The organism is Streptomyces lasiicapitis (assembly GCF_014646335.1).
In the GTDB taxonomy this organism is placed as follows: Bacteria; Actinomycetota; Actinomycetes; order Streptomycetales; family Streptomycetaceae; genus Streptomyces; species Streptomyces lasiicapitis.
Map to the genome: position 1 here is coordinate 183,668 of NZ_BMNG01000008.1, position 16,213 is coordinate 199,880.

The following is a 16,213-nucleotide window of genomic DNA, read 5'->3' on the forward strand; positions in this document are numbered from 1 at the left end:
ACGGAGTCGTCAGCCCTTCGTCAAGTCCGCCTGCATCTCGTCCAGGATCTTCGCCGCCGCCGTGTACCCGATGCCCTGGATCCACAACTCGTCGTCGACGGTGTGCACATTGCCCGACTTCACGGCCTTCATGTTCTTCCACAGGCCGCTGCCGACGGTCTGCGTCTGCTTCGCCTTCTTCGGATCGCCGTACGTGGAGCGGAAGATGACGTCGGTGTCGGCCAGGTCGATCTTCTCGGGCGACAGGTCGTACGAGAAGCCGTCCTTGGCCTTCGCCGAGATCGGCGCGCGGCCGAGGCCGACGTCTTTCAGGACGGTGGCGATGTAGCTCTGCTCGCCGTACACGCGGATGTCCGCGCCCTCCATGAAGCGGATGACGTTGACCTCGGTCGCCTTGGCCTTGGCGGGGCCGCCGAGGGCCGTGGTGACCTTCTTCGCGTGGGCGGTGTAGTCGGCGACGACCTTCTTCGCCTCGGGCTTCTTGCCGAGGGCGTCGGCGTGCGTCCGGAAGTTCTCCTTCCAGGGGTAGCCCGTCGTCTCCGTCATCACGGTCGGCGCGATCTGCTTGAGCTGGTCGTACTTCGCGGCGTGCCGGATCTTGGAGGTGAGGATCAGGTCGGGCTCGAGGCCGGCGATGGCCTCCATGTTGGGGTTCAGCATCTCGCCGACGTCCTTGATGCCGTCGACCTTGTCCTTGGGCAGATAGCTCAGGAAGCCGGACGACGCCTCGACGTGCGTGGCGCCGACCGGCTTCACGCCGAGCGTGATCGCGGAGTCCAGTTCGGCGGTGTCGAGTACGACGACGCGCTTCGGCGCCACCGGCACCTTCACGTCGCCCATGGCGGTCTTCACGGTGTGCGTCTTGCCCGAGTCCGCCTTCTTGTCGTCGTCGGACGAGCCGCACGCGGACAGGGCGAGCGCGCCGGAGAGGGCCAGGGCGCCGACGGTGAGCGGACGGCGGGGGAATCCGGTCATGAGGTAGGCCTTTCGTCGCGAGAGGACTTGTGAGCGGACGTGTGAGAGGACTTCCGGTCTGCCGGTGGTTGCCACGGCGCGCCGGGCACCACCAGCGGCGACCCCGTCACCGGGTCGGGGATCACCACGCACTCCAGGCCGAAGACCTCCCGTACGAGCTCCTCGGTGACGACCTCCGCGGGCGTGCCCCCGGCGACGAGGCGCCCTTCCTTCATGGCGACGAGGTGGTCGGCGTACCGGGCGGCCTGGTTCAGGTCGTGCAGGACGACCACGACCGTGCGGCCGCGGTCATGGTTCAACTGACGGACCAGATCGAGGACTTCGACCTGGTGGGAGATGTCCAGATACGTCGTCGGCTCGTCGAGGAGCAGCAGTTCCGTCTCCTGCGCGAGGGCCATCGCGATCCACACGCGCTGCCGCTGCCCGCCCGACAGCTCGTCCACGGACCGCTCGGCGAGGTCGGCGACGTCCGTACGTTCCATCGCCTCGGTGACGGCGGTCTCGTCGGCGTCGGACCACTGCTGCCACCAGCGCTGGTGCGGCTGGCGGCCGCGCGCCACGAGGTCGCCGACGGTGATGGCCTCGGGGGCGACGGGCGTCTGCGGGAGCAGCCCGATCTGCTGGGCGATGCGCCGCGTCGGCAGCTTCGCGAGGGCCTCGCCGTCGAGCAGGACGGCGCCGCCCTTGGGCTTGAGGAGCCGGCCGAGCGCGCGCAGGGTGGTCGATTTGCCGCAGGCGTTGGGGCCGACGATGACGGTGACCTTGCCGTCGGGGATGGCGAGGTCGAGGTCGTGCACGACCGTGCGGTCCTCGTACGCGAGGGTCAGCTCGCGGGCCGCGAGGCGGGCGTCGGCGGGGGCCTTGGCGGGGGCGGTCACGCGGTGCCTCCATTGCGGACGGTGCGGCTGCGGACGATGAGCCAGATCAGGTACGGGGCTCCGACGGCCGCCGTGAGGACGCCCACCGGCAGCTCGGTCGGCGCGAACAGCTTTCGCGCGAGCAGGTCGGCGAGTACGACGATCAGCGCGCCGAGCAGCGCCGAACCGAGCAGCGGGAGCTGCGCGCTGCGGGTGAGGCGGCGGGCGATCTGCGGGGCGAGCAGCGCCACGAAGTCGACGGGGCCCGCGGCGCCGGTCGCCACGGAGGCGAGGACGACGCCGAGCAGGATCAGGCCGAAGCGGACGCGGCCCAGGCGCACGCCGAGCGCCGTCGCGGTGTCGTCGTCCATCGTCACCGTGCGCTGGGCCCGTGCCGCCCAGGCCACGCACGGGAGCAGCACAAGCAGGGTCAGGGCGAGGGGTTCCGCCTCCGCCCAGCCGCGGCCGTTCAGGCTGCCCGTCATCCAGATCTGCGCCTGCTGGGCGACCAGGTAGTCGCCCTTCGTCATGAACAGCGTCGTGACGGAGCGCAGCGCGATCGCGAAGCCGATGCCGATGAGGACGAAGCGGGTGGCGTGCAGGCCGCCCCGCCAGGCGAACACGTACACCAGGAGCGCGGCGAGGACGCCGCCCGCCACGGACAGGTACGGGAGCACCGTGTACGACGTGAGGCCGAACGTCATCGCGCCCACCGTCAGGGCGCTCGCGCCCTGGCTGATGCCGATGATGTCCGGGCTGGCCAGGGGGTTGCGGGCGACCGTCTGGATGAGGGCGCCCGCGACGCCGAACGCCGCGCCCACCAGGAGGCCGACGGTCATCCTGGGTTCGCGCAGCGTGCCGACGACCAGCTCGTCGGGGGAGGAGTACCCGAAGACGACCTTCAGGGCCTCTGCCGGCTGTACGAAGGTCTCGCCCACGCAGAGGTACGCCAGGCAGGCGGCCGCGAGGGCCAGGCCGAGGGCCACCGCGACGACGCCGGAGCGGCGGTGGACGAGGAAGTTCGCCTGCCGGAAGCGGAGTACGCCGTAACCGGCTGGGCGCACGCGTGCAGCGGTGGTCGTCATGCTGCTACTGCCTTCCTGCGGACCAGAGTCACCAGGAACGGCACCCCGATCAGGGCCGTCATCACCCCGGCAGGGACCTCGCTCGGGGGAAAGACGACGCGGCCGATCGTGTCGGAGACGAGGAGCATGACGGGGCCCAGGAGGGCCGCGAGGGGGAGGACCCAGCGGTGGTCGCTGCCCACGACCGCGCGGGCGATGTGCGGGACGGCGAGGCCGATGAACGCGATGGGCCCGGCCGCCGCGACGCCCACGGCGGTGAGGACGGTGGCACCGAGCCCGCCCACGACCCGTACGACCGCGACCTTCTGCCCGAGCCCCTTCGCCACGTCCTCGCCGAGGGCCAGCGCGTCAAGACCGCGCGCGACGGAGAGCACGAGAAGCAACCCCACAAGGAGGAACGGCCACACCTGCGCGGCGATGTCGGCGTCGCGCCCGGACAGCGAGCCCACCTGCCAGAACCGGAACTCGTCGAGCGCGGAGGCCTTGGTGGTGAGGACCGCTGTCGTCACTGACACCAGCAGGGCGTTGATGGCGGCGCCGCCGAGGGCGAGTTTGACCGGGGTCGCCCCGCCGCGCCCGCTGCTGGCGATGGCGTACACCGCGACGGAGGCGATCCCGGCGCCCGCGAAGGCGTACCAGACGTAGCCGGTGAGCGTGTGGACGCCCGCGTACGCGATGGCGAGGACGACGCCGACGGACGCGCCCTGGCTGATGCCGAGGATGCCGGGGTCGGCGATGGGGTTGCGGGTGATGCCCTGCAGGGCGGTGCCCGCGACGGCGAGGGCGGCGCCGACCATCAGGCCGATGACGGTGCGCGGCACCCGCATCTCCCGTACGACGTCGGCGGCGTCGCTGTGCCCGCCGTGCAGCAGGGCGTCGAACACGTCGGACGGCGCGATCGCGCGGGCGCCGACGGCGAGGGAGAACAGGACCGCTAGTGACAGGGCCACGACGGCCGCCGTCATCACGACAGCACGTCTGACGGACACACGCATCGGTTGGGGCTCGATTCGCAGGTCGGGGACGGCAGGTCGGGCACAGCGGGCGGCCGGGGCCGGAGCGGTGGTAAGGCTTGGCTAAGTCTAAGGGGGCGCCCAAGGGGGCCCGGGGCGCCGCCTCTGAGCAGTTCTCGCACCCTCGGCACAATGGGCCCATGACCTCACGGACTGACGACCGGGCCCCCGCCGCACTCACCGTCGGCTTCGACCTCGACATGACCCTGATCGACTCCCGGCCCGGCATCCGTGCCTGCTATCAGGCGCTTTCGGAGCGCACGGGCACGTACATCGACGCGGACGCGGCCGTCACCCGGCTCGGGCCGCCGCTGGAGGAGGAGATCAAGCGGTGGTTTCCGGCCGATCAGGTCGCTTCGATGGCCACGATCTACCGTGAGATGTACGCCACATACGCGATCAACGCGACGCCCGCGATGCCCGGCGCCCGCGAGGCCGTCGACGCGGTGCACGCGGCGGGCGGCCGCGCGATAGTCGTCACCGCCAAGTTCGAGCCGAACGCGAAGCTCCACCTGAAGCACCTGGCGATCGACGTGGACGCCGTCGTCGGCGACCTGTGGGCGGAACAGAAGGCGCAGGCACTGCGGGAGTACGGGGCTTCTGTGTACGTCGGCGACCACACCGGCGACGTACGCGGCGCGCGTACGGCGGCCGCGCTGTCCGTAGCGGTGGCGACGGGGCCGTGCGACGCAGCGGAACTGCGCGCGGCGGGCGCCGATGTCGTACTCGAAGACCTGAGCGGGTTCCCTGCCTGGCTTTCGGCCCATGTCCGCGCCGTCTGACGGAGGATCCGGCGCTAGGTGACCGACGATCCCGCCGCCGACCTGGCCTGACGTCGCTGGACCGCGATTCCCTTCAGGACTCCCGCGCCCGCGATGAGGAAACCCACGCCCATCAGCATGCACACGGCATACGCGAGGGGCGGGAATGGGTCGCCGCCGAGGAACAACGGGGCCACTGTGACCAACGTGGCCACAGCGCCGACGAAGAAAACGATCGCGCCAATCCGGACGAGCCCGTCGCCCGGTCCGCTGGAATTCGCTTGGGTTTTGTCACGCACCGGACCAGGGTAGTTCCCAGCGCGAAGGAAGAAACCGGGGACGTCTTGTCACCGGCCCGGGGACCAATAGTCTTGGATCCGGCGGGTCGGGGCGACCCGCTGTACTGCTATCCAGAGCCGTTTACGCCCGGCGGGCCGGACCGACCCGTCCGCCGGAACGCGTCGCGGCACAGACGAGTACGACGACGAGTACGAGGACGAGGACTTCACGTGCCTACCGGCAAGGTCAAGTGGTTCAACAGCGAGAAGGGCTTTGGCTTTCTCTCCCGCGACGACGGCGGTGACGTCTTCGTGCATTCCTCCGTACTGCCCGCCGGCGTCGACACACTCAAGCCCGGGCAGCGCGTGGAATTCGGCGTGGTCGCGGGGCAGCGTGGGGACCAGGCTCTTTCGGTGACACTCCTCGACCCGACTCCGTCCGTCGCCGCGGCGCAGCGCCGCAAGCCGGACGAACTCGCGTCCATCGTCCAGGATTTGACCACCCTCCTGGAGAACATCACCCCCATGCTGGAGAAGGGCCGCTACCCGGACAAGGCTTCGGGCGCGAAGATCGCGGGTCTGCTGCGTGCAGTGGCGGACCAGTTGGACGTGTGACCCAAACGCCGGAGAGGCTGGAAAATCCAGCCTCTCCGGCGTTTGAGGAGCGGGGTCCGGGGCGGAGCCTCAGTTACGGAAACGACAGGGCGCCCGGTCGCAGGGCCGGGACGAGGCCCTCGGCCGCAGCCCGGGTGAGGAGGCCGCGGACTGCGGCGTAGCCGTCCTCGCCGAGGTCCGCGGTGAACTCGTTCACGTAAAGACCGATGTGCTGATCGGCGACGGCGGGATCCATCTCCTGGGCGTGCTCCAGGACATAGGGCCGGGAGACCTCGGGATCGTCCCAGGCCATCCGCACGGACGCGCGCGCCGCAGCGGCAAGCGCACGCAGCGCGTCCCCCCCGAGCGCCCGCCGCGCGATGATCGCGCCCAGCGGGATGGGGAGACCGGTGGTCAGCTCCCAGTGCTCGCCCATGTCGGCAAGCTTGTGCAGCCCGTAGTTCTGGTAAGTGAACCGCGCCTCGTGGATGACGAGCCCCGCGTCGACCTTCCCGTCCCGCACCGCGGGCATGATCTGGTCGAAGGGCAGCACGACGATCTCCCCGACGGCCCCGGTCAGCACGTCGGCGGCCCACAGCCGGAACAGCAGATAGGCGGTCGACTTCTCGCTGGGCACGGCGACGGTCCTACCGGTGAGGTCGACCCCGGCCTCCCGCGTGAGCACGAGTGGCCCGCACCCCCGCCCGAGCGCACCCCCGCAGGGCAGCAGCGCGTACTCGTCGAGGACGTAGGGGAGTACGGCGTACGACACCTTCAGCACGTCGTACTCGGCGGAGCCGGACTCCGCGACGCCGTTGGTGATGTCGATGTCCGCGAAGGTCACGTCCAGCTCGGGGGCGCCCGGCACGCGCCCGTGCGCCCACGCGTCGAAGACGAACGTGTCGTTGGGGCAGGGCGAGTAGGCGATCTTCAGTGCCTGGTCGGGGATCGCGGTCACATCGGTCTCGTCAGTCATGCCAGTCATGCCTGTTCCAACTCTCCAGTACGGGCGTGAACTTCCCGAACGCCTCGGTCAGTGCGGCCAGCGCGTCCCCGATGCGCCAGGCGGCGCGGTCGCGCGGGCCCACCGGGTTGGAGATCGCGCGGACCTCGAGGACGGGCAGGCCGCGCGCGGCGGCGGCCTCGGCGACGCCGAAGCCCTCCATCGCCTCGGCGAGGGCGCGAGGGTGGCGGGCGAGCAGCGCGGCGGCGCGCTCGGCGGAGCCGGTCACGGTGGAGACGGTCAGGACGGTGCCGGCGGCGGCGCCCGTGGCGGCGGCCAGCGCGGCCACGAGCGCGGCCGGGGGTTCGTGGGTGACCCGGCCGAAGCCGAGCTCGGTGACGGGCAGGAAGCCGTCGGGCGTCTCGGCGCCCAGGTCGGCGACGGTGATCGCGTCGGCGACGACGAGGGAGCCGACGGGCGCGGCGGGCTTGAAGCCGCCGCCGATCCCGGCGGAGACGACGAGGTCGTACGGGGTGCCGCCCGCGGCGGCGGTGGCGAGCGCGTGCGCGGTGGCGGCAGCGGCTGCGGCGGGGCCGACACCGGCGACGAGGAGGTCGGCCGCCGGGGCGCCCTCGGAGGTGGCCCCGGACAAGCCGGACGCCACCGCGTCCCGCTCTGCGGGGACCGCGGTGGCGATCAGGACGCGCGGGCCCGGGGGCCGGGTCCGTGGTGCGGTCCCGGTCAGGCGTCCGAGTCCTTCTTGAACTTGAACGACCACAGGCCGGTGGCCTTCGCGCCGCCCTTGGCCTTGCCGCCTTCGAGCAGGCTGACGGTGGTCGACTTGCCGCCGCCCCCGTACTGCTGGTTGAAGAACACGCTGCCCGGGATGACGACGTACGTCTTCTTGCTGGCCTCCGTCAGCGGCTGGCCGTTCATCAGCAGCGTCCAGCCCTTGTCGGCGATGTCCGGGTCGACGCCGAAGCGGACCTTCTCGTCCGGGTCGACGGTGATGGACTTGACGTCCTTCATGTCCTTCAGGCACTTCTCGACGGCGGACTGCTCAAGCTCCTTGCCGTCGTTGTAGCAGGACGCCTCGGAGTGCACGGACTTGCTGCCGACCGTCACGGTGGCCAGCGGCGTCGGCTTGTCACAGGCCGACAGGACGAGAAGTCCGGCGGAGACGGCGCCGAAGGCGGCGACGGTGCGGCGGCGACGCGCCGAGCGGAGTACCAGGGAGGTCATGGCGGAAGGTTATCGGCAGCGGGGGTGTGCCTTGCCAGGCGGGTACGGCGTGCCGCACGTTACTGGCGCCGGGGCCCTAGGGGGGCGGCCCTGGCTCGGGTCGGGCCCCGTAAGGGGCGCGGGGAACTGCGCGCTCAGCGCGCGATAAGCCGCAGACGCGTCTGCCGAGTGATTGTGCAGACGCGTCTGCGGCTTTTCTTGGGCCGGTCGCGCAGTTCCCCGCGCCCCTTATGGGGCTCGGCCGGGTGATTCCCTGCGGGTTTCACGGGGCTGGGTCAGACGACCCGGGGGCGGGTCCTGCCGCTTCGGTGGGATGCGGCGAGGAGGCCCTTGACCGTGGGGAGCCAGCCCACCGCGACGATCGCCGCCGCCACCCACAGGCCGAGTGTGCCGTTGAGGGGCAGGGCGATGCCGATGCCGCCGCCCACCACCCACGCCATCTGCAGCAGCGTCTCCGAACGGGCGAACGCCGATGTGCGTACGCTCTCCGGCACGTCCCGCTGGATCATCGCGTCGAGCGACAGCTTCGACAGCGCCTGCGCGAAGCCCGCGACCGCCGCGAGCGAGGCGATGCCGACGGGACCGTAGAAGAGCGCGGCACACACCGCGACCCCGAGCACGACCGCCACCACCGTCACGATGATCAGCTCCGGCGCCCGCGTCTTCAGCCACGCGCCGACCGCCGTGCCGATCGCGTTGCCCACGCCCGCGGCGACGGCCACTATGCCAAGCGACACCGCCGCGCTCTGCCCGCCGAGGGGATGCTCGCGCAGCATGAAGGCGAGGAAGAAGATCAGGAACCCGGAGAGCCCGCGCTGCGCGGCGTTGACGGCGAGGCCGTGGGTCACGGCGGGCCCGACCGTGCGAAGGCCGAGGCGCTTCCTGCGCGAGGTGTCCTCCCGGTCCCTGGCCGACACCAGGTGCAGATGCTCCTCGTCGGCGGCCAGCAGCGCCTTCGCCTCGCCCTTGGCCGAGTCCACCTTGTGGGGCAGCGTGAACGACAGCACGGTGCCCGCGACGAACAGCGCGCACGCCCCGTACAGCGGCCAGCGCGCCCCGAGCGCCTGCAGCCCCGCGCCGACGGGCGCCGCGACGCCGGTGGCGAGCAGTCCGCTCAGCGTCACCCGCGAGTTCGCCTTCACCAGGGAGAACCCCGGTGGCAGCAGGCGGGGTACGACCGCGCTGCGCACGACGCCGTACGCCTTCGACGCCACCAGGACGCCCAGCGCCGCCGGGTACAGCTCCAGGCCGCCGCTGACGACGGCACCCGAAAGAGTCAGCGCGAGCAGCGCCCGCGCGAGCATCGCGCCCGCCATCGCGGCGCGGCGGCCGTGCGGGAGGCGGTCCAGGAGGGGGCCGATGACCGGGGCGAGGAGGGTGAACGGGGCCATCGTGATCGCCAGATACAGCGCGACGCGGCCCCGCGCCTCGTCCGTCGGCACGCTGAAGAACACCGTCGACGCGAGCGCGATCGTGATCATCACGTCGCCCGCGCCGTTCACCGCGTGCAGCTCGATCAGCTTTCCCAGGCCCGACTCGCCCGCCCCGTGGGCGTGGGTCGCCTTGCGGATTCCTCTAGCCGTGCCGGTGAACGGCAGGTGCAGGGCGCGGCCCAGCGCGCGGGCGAACCGGGATCCCGCACCCGAATCGCCCGGCCGCGGGGACGACGACCTGAGGCCAGTCACCCAGTCATAGTGCCCCTTCCGGGGGCGAAGAAGCGGCACCCTCGCGGGGACGCCCCAGTCCCGCCCCTTCCCGAAACCAGGGGGCTGCCGCCCCCTGGACCCCCGCTGTCGGCCTGAACGGCCTCGTCCTCAAACGCCGGACGGGCTGGAAGGACCGGCGTGCGGGCGGGAAATAAAGCCCGCCCGGCGTTTGAGGGCGAGGCGCGGAGCGCCGAAAAGAGGGGGAGAGGGGGCGCAGCCCCCAGCAGGCGGCCGGTACGCCGGTGTGGGCCCAGGGGCCAGGAGAAGGTAGCGTGCGTAACGCGCCTGCGGCGGTTGTCCTCGGCCGCGCGCCTCACGGCCATCCCGCAGAATGGATGGCGTAGGTGCGCCCGATGACGTCGGGCGCGGACGTCGACGCGGCCCACTGGTCCGCTCCGTCCGTGCCCCCGCGTAAGGGAGGCGCACTCGTGAGACGGCGTAGGAGAGAAGCGATACCTGTGAGCGCAGCGACAACGCGAAGCCGTACCCAGCGCACCCCGCGTACCCCCGACCGTCTCTGCGCCGAGGCGGTGGGCCTCGCCCGCGCCGCCGCCGAGGAGGCCGCCGCGCCGGGCGTGGTCGGCGAGCACGTCGACGTCGTCGTGGAGGGCGACCGCGTCGTCACGCATCTCTTCGAGTGCAAGGAGCCGGGGTACCGCGGCTGGCGCTGGGCGGTGACCGTGGCCCGCGCCTCCCGCGCGAAGGTCGTCACCCTCGACGAGACGGTGCTGCTGCCCGGCTCCGACGCCCTCCTCGCACCCGAGTGGGTGCCCTGGAGCGAGCGGCTGCGCCCCGGCGACATGGGTCCCGGCGACCTGCTGCCCACGGACGCCGAGGATCTGCGGCTCGAGCCCGGTTACTCCGGCGAGGACGAGCCGCCGCCGAACTCCATCCTCTCGGAGGAGATGGCCGAGCGGGTCGAGGCGGAGGACGCCGAGGTCACCGCCGGGCCGCCCGCCGAGTTCACCGTCGCCCCCGCGCGCGGGTCCCTTGCGTCCATCGCCGACGAGCTGGGGCTGCGGCGTGCGCGTGTCCTGTCGCGGTACGGGCTCCACACCGCCGCCGACCGTTGGGAGGAGGGGTTCGGCCCCAAGACCCCCATGGCGCAGGCCGCGCCCGCGCCTTGCGTGAGCTGTGGCTTCCTGGTCCCCATCGGGGGATCACTGGGTCAGGCATTCGGGGTGTGCGCCAACGAATTTGGTCCCGCTGACGGCCATGTGGTGTCCCTCGCGTACGGCTGCGGCGGCCATTCCGAGGCCGCCGTCATGCCCAAGCCGCCCCGCCCGGCCCCTCCGGTCCTCGACGAGACCCGCGTCGACGTCCTGCCCCTGCGCCCGGCCCCCGACTCGGGGTCGGTGACCCCGGCGGCCGGCGTGGGCGAGGACTTGGGCCACTCGTAGCCGCTGCGGTTCCTGTGGTTCTCCGGGTGCGGCCCGGGGGCCGGTGACGTCGCGCGGCGAAAAGCGCCACCGGCCCGCAGCCGGAAATCCGCCCCCACGCGGGACGCGATACGGTCGCCCCCGACCGGACCCACCAGAGCCGCGCCGCGAGGCAACGCCGGGCAGAGGGAGAGCGACCACAGTGAGCAAGTCCGTGCGGCCGGCCGACGAGGGCACCGACCCGTTCGGCACCGCCCGCCTGCGCCGCTCCGTCCTGGAGGCCTGGGCGGCGAGCCCGGCCAGGTTCCGCGAGGACGCGAACGCCGAGGAGGACCTGGCCCTCGGCGGCTACCGCGACCGCCTGGTCGTGGAACTCGCCCAGAACGCCTCGGACGCGGCGGCCCGAGCGGGCGTACCGGGCCGCCTGGCCCTCACCCTCCAGGACGGCGTCCTGGCGGCGGCGAACACCGGCGCCCCCCTGGACGCGACGGGCGTCGAATCCCTCTCCACCCTGCGGGCCTCCGCGAAGCGAGAGGACCGCGACCACCGCCTCGACCGCCACCCGGCCCCCGGCCACCCGGGCACCGGTGCCGGCACAAGCACGGCCACCGGCACCCGGGCCCAGGCGGACCCCGCCGCACCGCGGACGACCGGTCGCTTCGGCGTGGGCTTCGCCGCCGTTCTCGCCGTCTCCGACGAACCCGCCGTCGTCGGCCGTACCGGTGGCGTCCGCTGGTCGCTGCCGGAGGCCCGCGAACTGGCCGCGGAGACGGCCAGGTTCAGCCCGGGGCTCGGTGACGAGATCCGCCGCCGCGAGGACCACGTACCCCTGCTCCGGCTCCCGCTGCCCGCGGAGGGCACCGCTCCGGACGGCTACGACACCGTCGTCATCCTGCCGCTGCGCGACGCCGCCGCGGAGGACCTGGTGGCCCGCCTCCTCGACGGTGTCGACGACGCCCTGCTGCTCGCGCTGCCCGGCCTCGACGAGGTCACCGTCCGCACCCCGGACGGCGCGACCCGCACCCTGCGCCGCGCGGCCGACGGCCCGTACACCGTCGTGGAGGACAGCCGCGACGGTACGACCCGCTGGCGCACCGTCAGTCAGCAGGGCACCCTGGCCGCCGAGCTGCTCGCGGGCCGCCCCGTCGAGGAGCGCCAGCGCCCGTACTGGCACCTCACCTGGGCCGTGCCCGCGGGACCCGACGGCGCGCCCGAGCGGCCCCGTACCACCGCGGTCGTGCACGCCCCCACCCCCAGCGACGAGCCCCTCGGCGTGCCCGCCCTGCTCATCGCCTCCTTCCCGCTGGACACCACCCGCCGGCACGCCGCGCCGGGCCCCCTCACGGACTTCCTGGTCGAGCGCGCGGCCGACGCGTACGCCGAACTCCTCGCCTCCTGGCGCCCGGTGACCGAGGACGTCATCGGCCTCGTGCCGGGCCCGCTCGGCAAGAGCGCGCTGGACGGCGCGCTGCGCCAGGCCGTCCTGGACCGGCTGCCGCGCACCGAGTTCCTGCCTCCGGCCGCACCTCCCGCCACGCCGGACGACCGCGCCGACGAGTGGTCCGACGCCGAGGCCCCCGAAGCCCTGCGCCCGCGCGACGCGGAGGTCGTCGAGGGCGCGGGCGCCGACACCGTGCGCGTGCTCGCCGAGGTGCTGCCGAGCCTGCTGCCCGCGGGCCTGGAGCGGCGGGGCGAGCTGCGTACGATCGGCGTCGCCCGGGTCCCGCTGACCGAGGCGATCGACCGGCTCGCGGGTCTGGAGCGCGAACCGTCCTGGTGGCGGCGGCTGTACGACACCCTCGCGGGCCTCGACCCCGACCGCCTCTCGGGCCTTCCCGTGCCGCTCGCGAACGGGCGTACGACGATCGGCCCGCGCCAGGTCCTGCTGCCTTCCCCCGACGAAGACACCGGTGCCGCCCCCGCCCTCGCCCGGCTCGGCCTGAAGGTCGCGCACCCCGACGCCGCGCACCCGCTCCTGGAGAAGCTGGGCGCCCTGCCCGCCACGCCCCGCGCGGTCCTGACGACCCCGCAGGTGCGGGCCGCGGTGGCCGCCTCGCTGGACGACGACAGTTGGTACGGCGACGACGAGACGGGGGAGGGGGCTCTGGACGCCGAGGAACTGGCCGACCTGGTGCTCTCCCTCGTGCGTGACGCGGAGCTCGCGCCCGGCGACGAGCCGTGGCTCGGCGCGCTCGCGCTGACCGACGACGACGGCGAGCTCGCGCCCGCCGGGGAGCTGGTGCTGCCCGGCAGCCCGTTCGCCCGCGTCATGCGGGAGGGTGAACTCGCCGGAGTGGACGCCGAGTTGGCGGAGCGGTGGGGCGAGCAGCCGCTCGCCGCGTGCGGGGTGCTCGCCACCTTCGCGCTGGTCCGCGCCACGGACATCGTCCTCGACCCGGACGAACTGGAGCCGCGCGACGGGGACTTCGCCGAGCCCGACGACGCGGGTCTGCTCGACGCCGTCGACGTGTGGTGCGAGGACGTCCTCGACCGGCTGCCGGACACGCCGGTGCCGCCGGTCGCCACGGAGGTCGTCGCCGTACGCGATCTCGACCTCGTCGACGACGAGCGCTGGCCCGAGGCCCTGGCCATGCTGGCCCAGCCGCCGCTGCGGGACGCCCTCACGCAGCCGGTGCGGGTGCTGCTTCCGGACGGCACGACGGAGAGCGTGCGCTCGTACACCGCGTGGTGGCTGCGCGGGCACCCGGTGCTCGGCGGGCGGCGCCCGGCGGGGCTGCGGGCCGCGGGCGGGGATCCGCTGCTCGACGGTCTGTACGACGACGCCGACGCGAGCGGCTTCGAGGACGAGCAGGTGCTGCGGGCGCTCGGCGTGCGTACGTCCGTCGGCTCGCTGCTCGCGGAGCCAGGCGGCGCCGCGGAGCTGCTCGACCGGCTCGCGGACCCGGAGCGGACCGTTTCCTCGGCGCGGCTGCACGCGCTGTACGGGGCGCTCGCGGACCTCGACCCGGAGCAGGTGACGCTGCCGGACGACGTGCGGGCCGTCATGGGCGGCTCCGACGGCGAGGTCGTGGTCGTCGACGCCGCCGACGCGGTCGTGGCCGACGCGCCGGATCTGCTGCCGTTCGCGTCCGGGGTGCCGCTGCTTCCCGTGGCGCCGTCGCGGGCGGGGGACCTGGCCGAGCTGTTCCAGGTGCGGCGCCTCAGCGAGCGCGTCCCGGCGGAGGTCGACACCGGGGGCGGCGTCGAGCACGACGTGCCCGAGTCGGTGCGGGTGCTGCTCGGTGCGGGGACCCCGGCGACGTACCGGGAGTACGAGGAGCTGATCGTCGACGGCGTCGACCTGGAGTGGCGCCGCACCCCCGACGGGGCCGTGCACGCGGCCACCCTGGAGGGCGTGGCGGCGGGGCTCGCCTGGGCGGCGCGGCAGTGGCCGCGGCGGTTCGAGGTGGCGGCGCTTCTGGAGGACCCGACGCGTACGGAGGAGTTGGCGCGGGACCGCTGGTTCGACTGAGGGGTCGGCCGGGGTAGGCCGACGGCCCCATCGGCTGACCGACTGACCGGCCGCCTGGCCACCTGGCCGAAAACAACCGGCGCAAAATTTTCACTGTGCGTACAACCCATGGCCAAGGTCGTGGGTCTGATCTCCCGAGTCAACAGACTCCTAGATCACTGGGGCCTCGCGTGACGGCACCGCGCACCGCGGGGCCCCCTTCTCCACCTGGGGAAACAACATGCGTATCCGTGCCACTGTCGCCGCCGTGTCCGGCACCCTGGCTCTGTCCGCTCTCGCTGTTCCCGCCGCCCACGCGGGCGACGAGCCGGCCGCCCCCAAGGCGTCCGCCTCCATCTCCGACGTCTCCGAGGCCGTGGGCGCGAAGCGTGCCGCCGCGGCAGACATCCAGGTCACCGACGTCACCGTCAACGGCGGCAAGGACGTCACGCTCGGTACGACCGCGAAGAAGAAGTTCACGCTCGCCATCACGGCCACCGACCCGGCCGGCATCAAGCTCTCCAGCGGCTTCCTCTGGCTCGGCGACGACCTCGACACGGCCGACCTGATCACCCCGGCGACCGAGGCCGAGTACAACCCCACCTGCGTCGACGTGGACGCCACCACGCGCACCTGCACGGTCAACGTCACCGCGGACCCGGCGCGCCTCGGCAACCTCGGCGCGGGCGTCCGCTGGAACGTCTACGCGGCCGTGCGGAACAGCAACGACGAGCTGGTCAGGTTCGAGAACCTCAAGTCGGACATCCGCCTCAAGCGCGCCTCCCGCCTGACGGTCAACGCCTCCCCGGAGCCGGTGAAGAAGGGCAAGACCATCACGGTCTCCGGCGCCCTGACCCGCGCCAACTGGGACACGAAGAAGTACGCGGGTTACACCCAGCAGCCGGTGAAGCTGCAGTTCAAGAAGAAGGGCGCCTCGTCCTACTCGACCGTGAAGACGGTGAAGTCGGACACCAAGGGCAACCTGAAGACCACGGTGAAGGCCTCGGTCGACGGCACCTTCCGCTACGTCTTCGCGGGTACGTCCACGACTCCGGCCGTGACGTCCGCGGGCGACGCGATCGACGTGCGCTGACGCCGTTCGGCCAACCTCAAGGCCCTCTTCCGCGCCACCTGAACTGAGAGAACCCATGCGCATCCGCACCACCGTGGCCGCCGTCTCCGGCGCCCTCGCCCTGTCCGCCCTCGCCGTCCCGGCCGCCCAGGCGGCCGACTCGGTCCAGGGCGACACCAAGATCACGAAGGTTGTCGTCAACGGCGGCAAGGACATCGTGATCGGCACGTCCACCAAGAAGTTCACCGTCACCGTCACGGGCACCGACCCGAAGGGCATCAAGGACGGCATGGCCGTCCTGTGGCGCGGCACGAAGTTCGAGCCGGGGTCCCTGACGGGCCTCCTGCCCCCGGTGGGCGATGCCAAGTGCACCAAGGTCGACGCGACCACCGGGACGTGCAAGCTCAACTTCAAGCGCTCCCCCAGCCAGCTCGGCAACCACCACGCGGGCAAGTGGAAGGTCATGGCCGGCCTGCTGGCCAAGGGCAGCGCCGAGGACCACGCCATCGTGGAGTCGTACAAGACCGTCAACGTCAAGCGCGCCGCCCGCCTGACCGTCAACGCCACCCCGGAGCCGGTCAAGAAGAACAAGACCATCACCGTCTCCGGCGCCCTGACCCGTGCCAACTGGGAGACCCGCAAGTACGCGGGCTACACCCAGCAGCCGGTGCAACTGCAGTTCAAGAAGAAGGGTTCCTCGTCCTACACCACCGTCAAGACGGTGAAGTCGGACCGCAAGGGCAACCTGAAGACGACGGTGAAGGCGTCGGCCGACGGCACCTTCCGGTACGTCTTCGCGGGGACGTCGACGACCCCGGCCGTCACCTCGGCCGGGGACTTCATCGACGTACGTTGAG

Annotated in this window: 15 protein-coding genes; 6 read left to right on the forward strand and 9 right to left on the reverse strand. The window is 72.6% G+C overall.

Annotated elements, in window-relative coordinates:
* Positions 1-9: 9 nt before the first annotated feature.
* Genes IEY91_RS19275 through IEY91_RS19290 form a run of 4 tightly spaced genes read right to left on the reverse strand, consistent with a single transcriptional unit; the run spans position 10 to position 3,912 of the window.
* A complete protein-coding gene (locus IEY91_RS19275; protein ID WP_189174948.1) occupies positions 10-975 on the reverse strand; it encodes an ABC transporter substrate-binding protein in 966 nt (321 codons plus the stop codon).
* On the reverse strand, positions 972-1,853 hold the full coding sequence (locus tag IEY91_RS19280) for an ABC transporter ATP-binding protein (RefSeq protein ID WP_164323650.1): 882 nt from the start codon (positions 1,851-1,853) through the stop codon (positions 972-974). The genes IEY91_RS19275 and IEY91_RS19280 overlap by 4 nt, the downstream gene beginning before the upstream one ends.
* Complete coding sequence (locus IEY91_RS19285) at positions 1,850-2,917, reverse strand: FecCD family ABC transporter permease (protein ID WP_189174949.1); 1,068 nt, start codon at positions 2,915-2,917, stop codon at positions 1,850-1,852. The genes IEY91_RS19280 and IEY91_RS19285 overlap by 4 nt, the downstream gene beginning before the upstream one ends.
* On the reverse strand, positions 2,914-3,912 hold the full coding sequence (locus IEY91_RS19290) for a FecCD family ABC transporter permease (protein ID WP_229697080.1): 999 nt from the start codon (positions 3,910-3,912) through the stop codon (positions 2,914-2,916). The genes IEY91_RS19285 and IEY91_RS19290 overlap by 4 nt, the downstream gene beginning before the upstream one ends.
* 158 nt (positions 3,913-4,070) lie before the next feature.
* Here IEY91_RS19290 and IEY91_RS19295 point away from each other — a divergent pair, with 158 nt between their 5' ends.
* Positions 4,071-4,712 (forward strand): HAD family hydrolase, encoded by a 642-nt coding sequence (locus IEY91_RS19295; protein WP_164323656.1) that lies wholly within the window; start codon positions 4,071-4,073, stop codon positions 4,710-4,712.
* 14 nt (positions 4,713-4,726) lie between these two features.
* Here the strand turns inward: IEY91_RS19295 and IEY91_RS19300 are convergent, their stop codons facing one another.
* On the reverse strand, positions 4,727-4,990 hold the full coding sequence (locus IEY91_RS19300; protein WP_164323658.1) for a hypothetical protein: 264 nt from the start codon (positions 4,988-4,990) through the stop codon (positions 4,727-4,729).
* A gap of 210 nt (positions 4,991-5,200) precedes the next feature.
* Here IEY91_RS19300 and IEY91_RS42505 point away from each other — a divergent pair, with 210 nt between their 5' ends.
* Positions 5,201-5,584, forward strand: a complete 384-nt coding sequence (locus IEY91_RS42505; RefSeq protein ID WP_016642928.1) for a cold-shock protein — start codon at positions 5,201-5,203, stop codon at positions 5,582-5,584.
* Positions 5,585-5,657: 73 nt separating this feature from the next.
* Here the strand turns inward: IEY91_RS42505 and IEY91_RS19310 are convergent, their stop codons facing one another.
* From IEY91_RS19310 to IEY91_RS19325, 4 genes are all read right to left on the reverse strand, one after another.
* Entirely contained in the window at positions 5,658-6,539 is an 882-nt protein-coding gene (locus IEY91_RS19310; RefSeq protein ID WP_189175106.1) for a 1,4-dihydroxy-6-naphtoate synthase, read from the reverse strand.
* Positions 6,532-7,251 (reverse strand): futalosine hydrolase, encoded by a 720-nt coding sequence (locus tag IEY91_RS19315; RefSeq protein WP_229697106.1) that lies wholly within the window; start codon positions 7,249-7,251, stop codon positions 6,532-6,534. Before IEY91_RS19315 ends, IEY91_RS19310 begins: the two co-directional genes overlap by 8 nt.
* Entirely contained in the window at positions 7,248-7,748 is a 501-nt protein-coding gene (locus IEY91_RS19320; protein ID WP_164323664.1) for a DUF2771 domain-containing protein, read from the reverse strand. The genes IEY91_RS19315 and IEY91_RS19320 overlap by 4 nt, the downstream gene beginning before the upstream one ends.
* A 275-nt stretch (positions 7,749-8,023) precedes the next feature.
* Positions 8,024-9,433 (reverse strand): MFS transporter, encoded by a 1,410-nt coding sequence (locus IEY91_RS19325; RefSeq protein ID WP_189174951.1) that lies wholly within the window; start codon positions 9,431-9,433, stop codon positions 8,024-8,026.
* A 479-nt stretch (positions 9,434-9,912) separates the two neighbouring features.
* On the opposite strand from IEY91_RS19325, the gene IEY91_RS19330 reads away from it, so the two are divergent.
* The 4 genes from IEY91_RS19330 to IEY91_RS19345 all read left to right on the forward strand — a co-directional run bounded on the left by IEY91_RS19330 (position 9,913) and on the right by IEY91_RS19345 (position 16,212).
* Entirely contained in the window at positions 9,913-10,854 is a 942-nt protein-coding gene (locus tag IEY91_RS19330; RefSeq protein WP_164323668.1) for a DUF3027 domain-containing protein, read from the forward strand.
* Positions 10,855-11,035: 181 nt separating this feature from the next.
* Positions 11,036-14,305, forward strand: a complete 3,270-nt coding sequence (locus IEY91_RS19335; RefSeq protein ID WP_189174952.1) for a molecular chaperone Hsp90 — start codon at positions 11,036-11,038, stop codon at positions 14,303-14,305.
* A gap of 220 nt (positions 14,306-14,525) precedes the next feature.
* Positions 14,526-15,377: a calcium-binding protein gene (locus IEY91_RS19340; protein WP_189174953.1), complete on the forward strand. Its 852-nt coding sequence runs from the start codon at positions 14,526-14,528 to the stop codon at positions 15,375-15,377.
* Positions 15,378-15,432: 55 nt separating this feature from the next.
* Positions 15,433-16,212, forward strand: a complete 780-nt coding sequence (locus IEY91_RS19345; RefSeq protein ID WP_189174954.1) for a calcium-binding protein — start codon at positions 15,433-15,435, stop codon at positions 16,210-16,212.
* Position 16,213 lies beyond the last annotated feature (1 nt).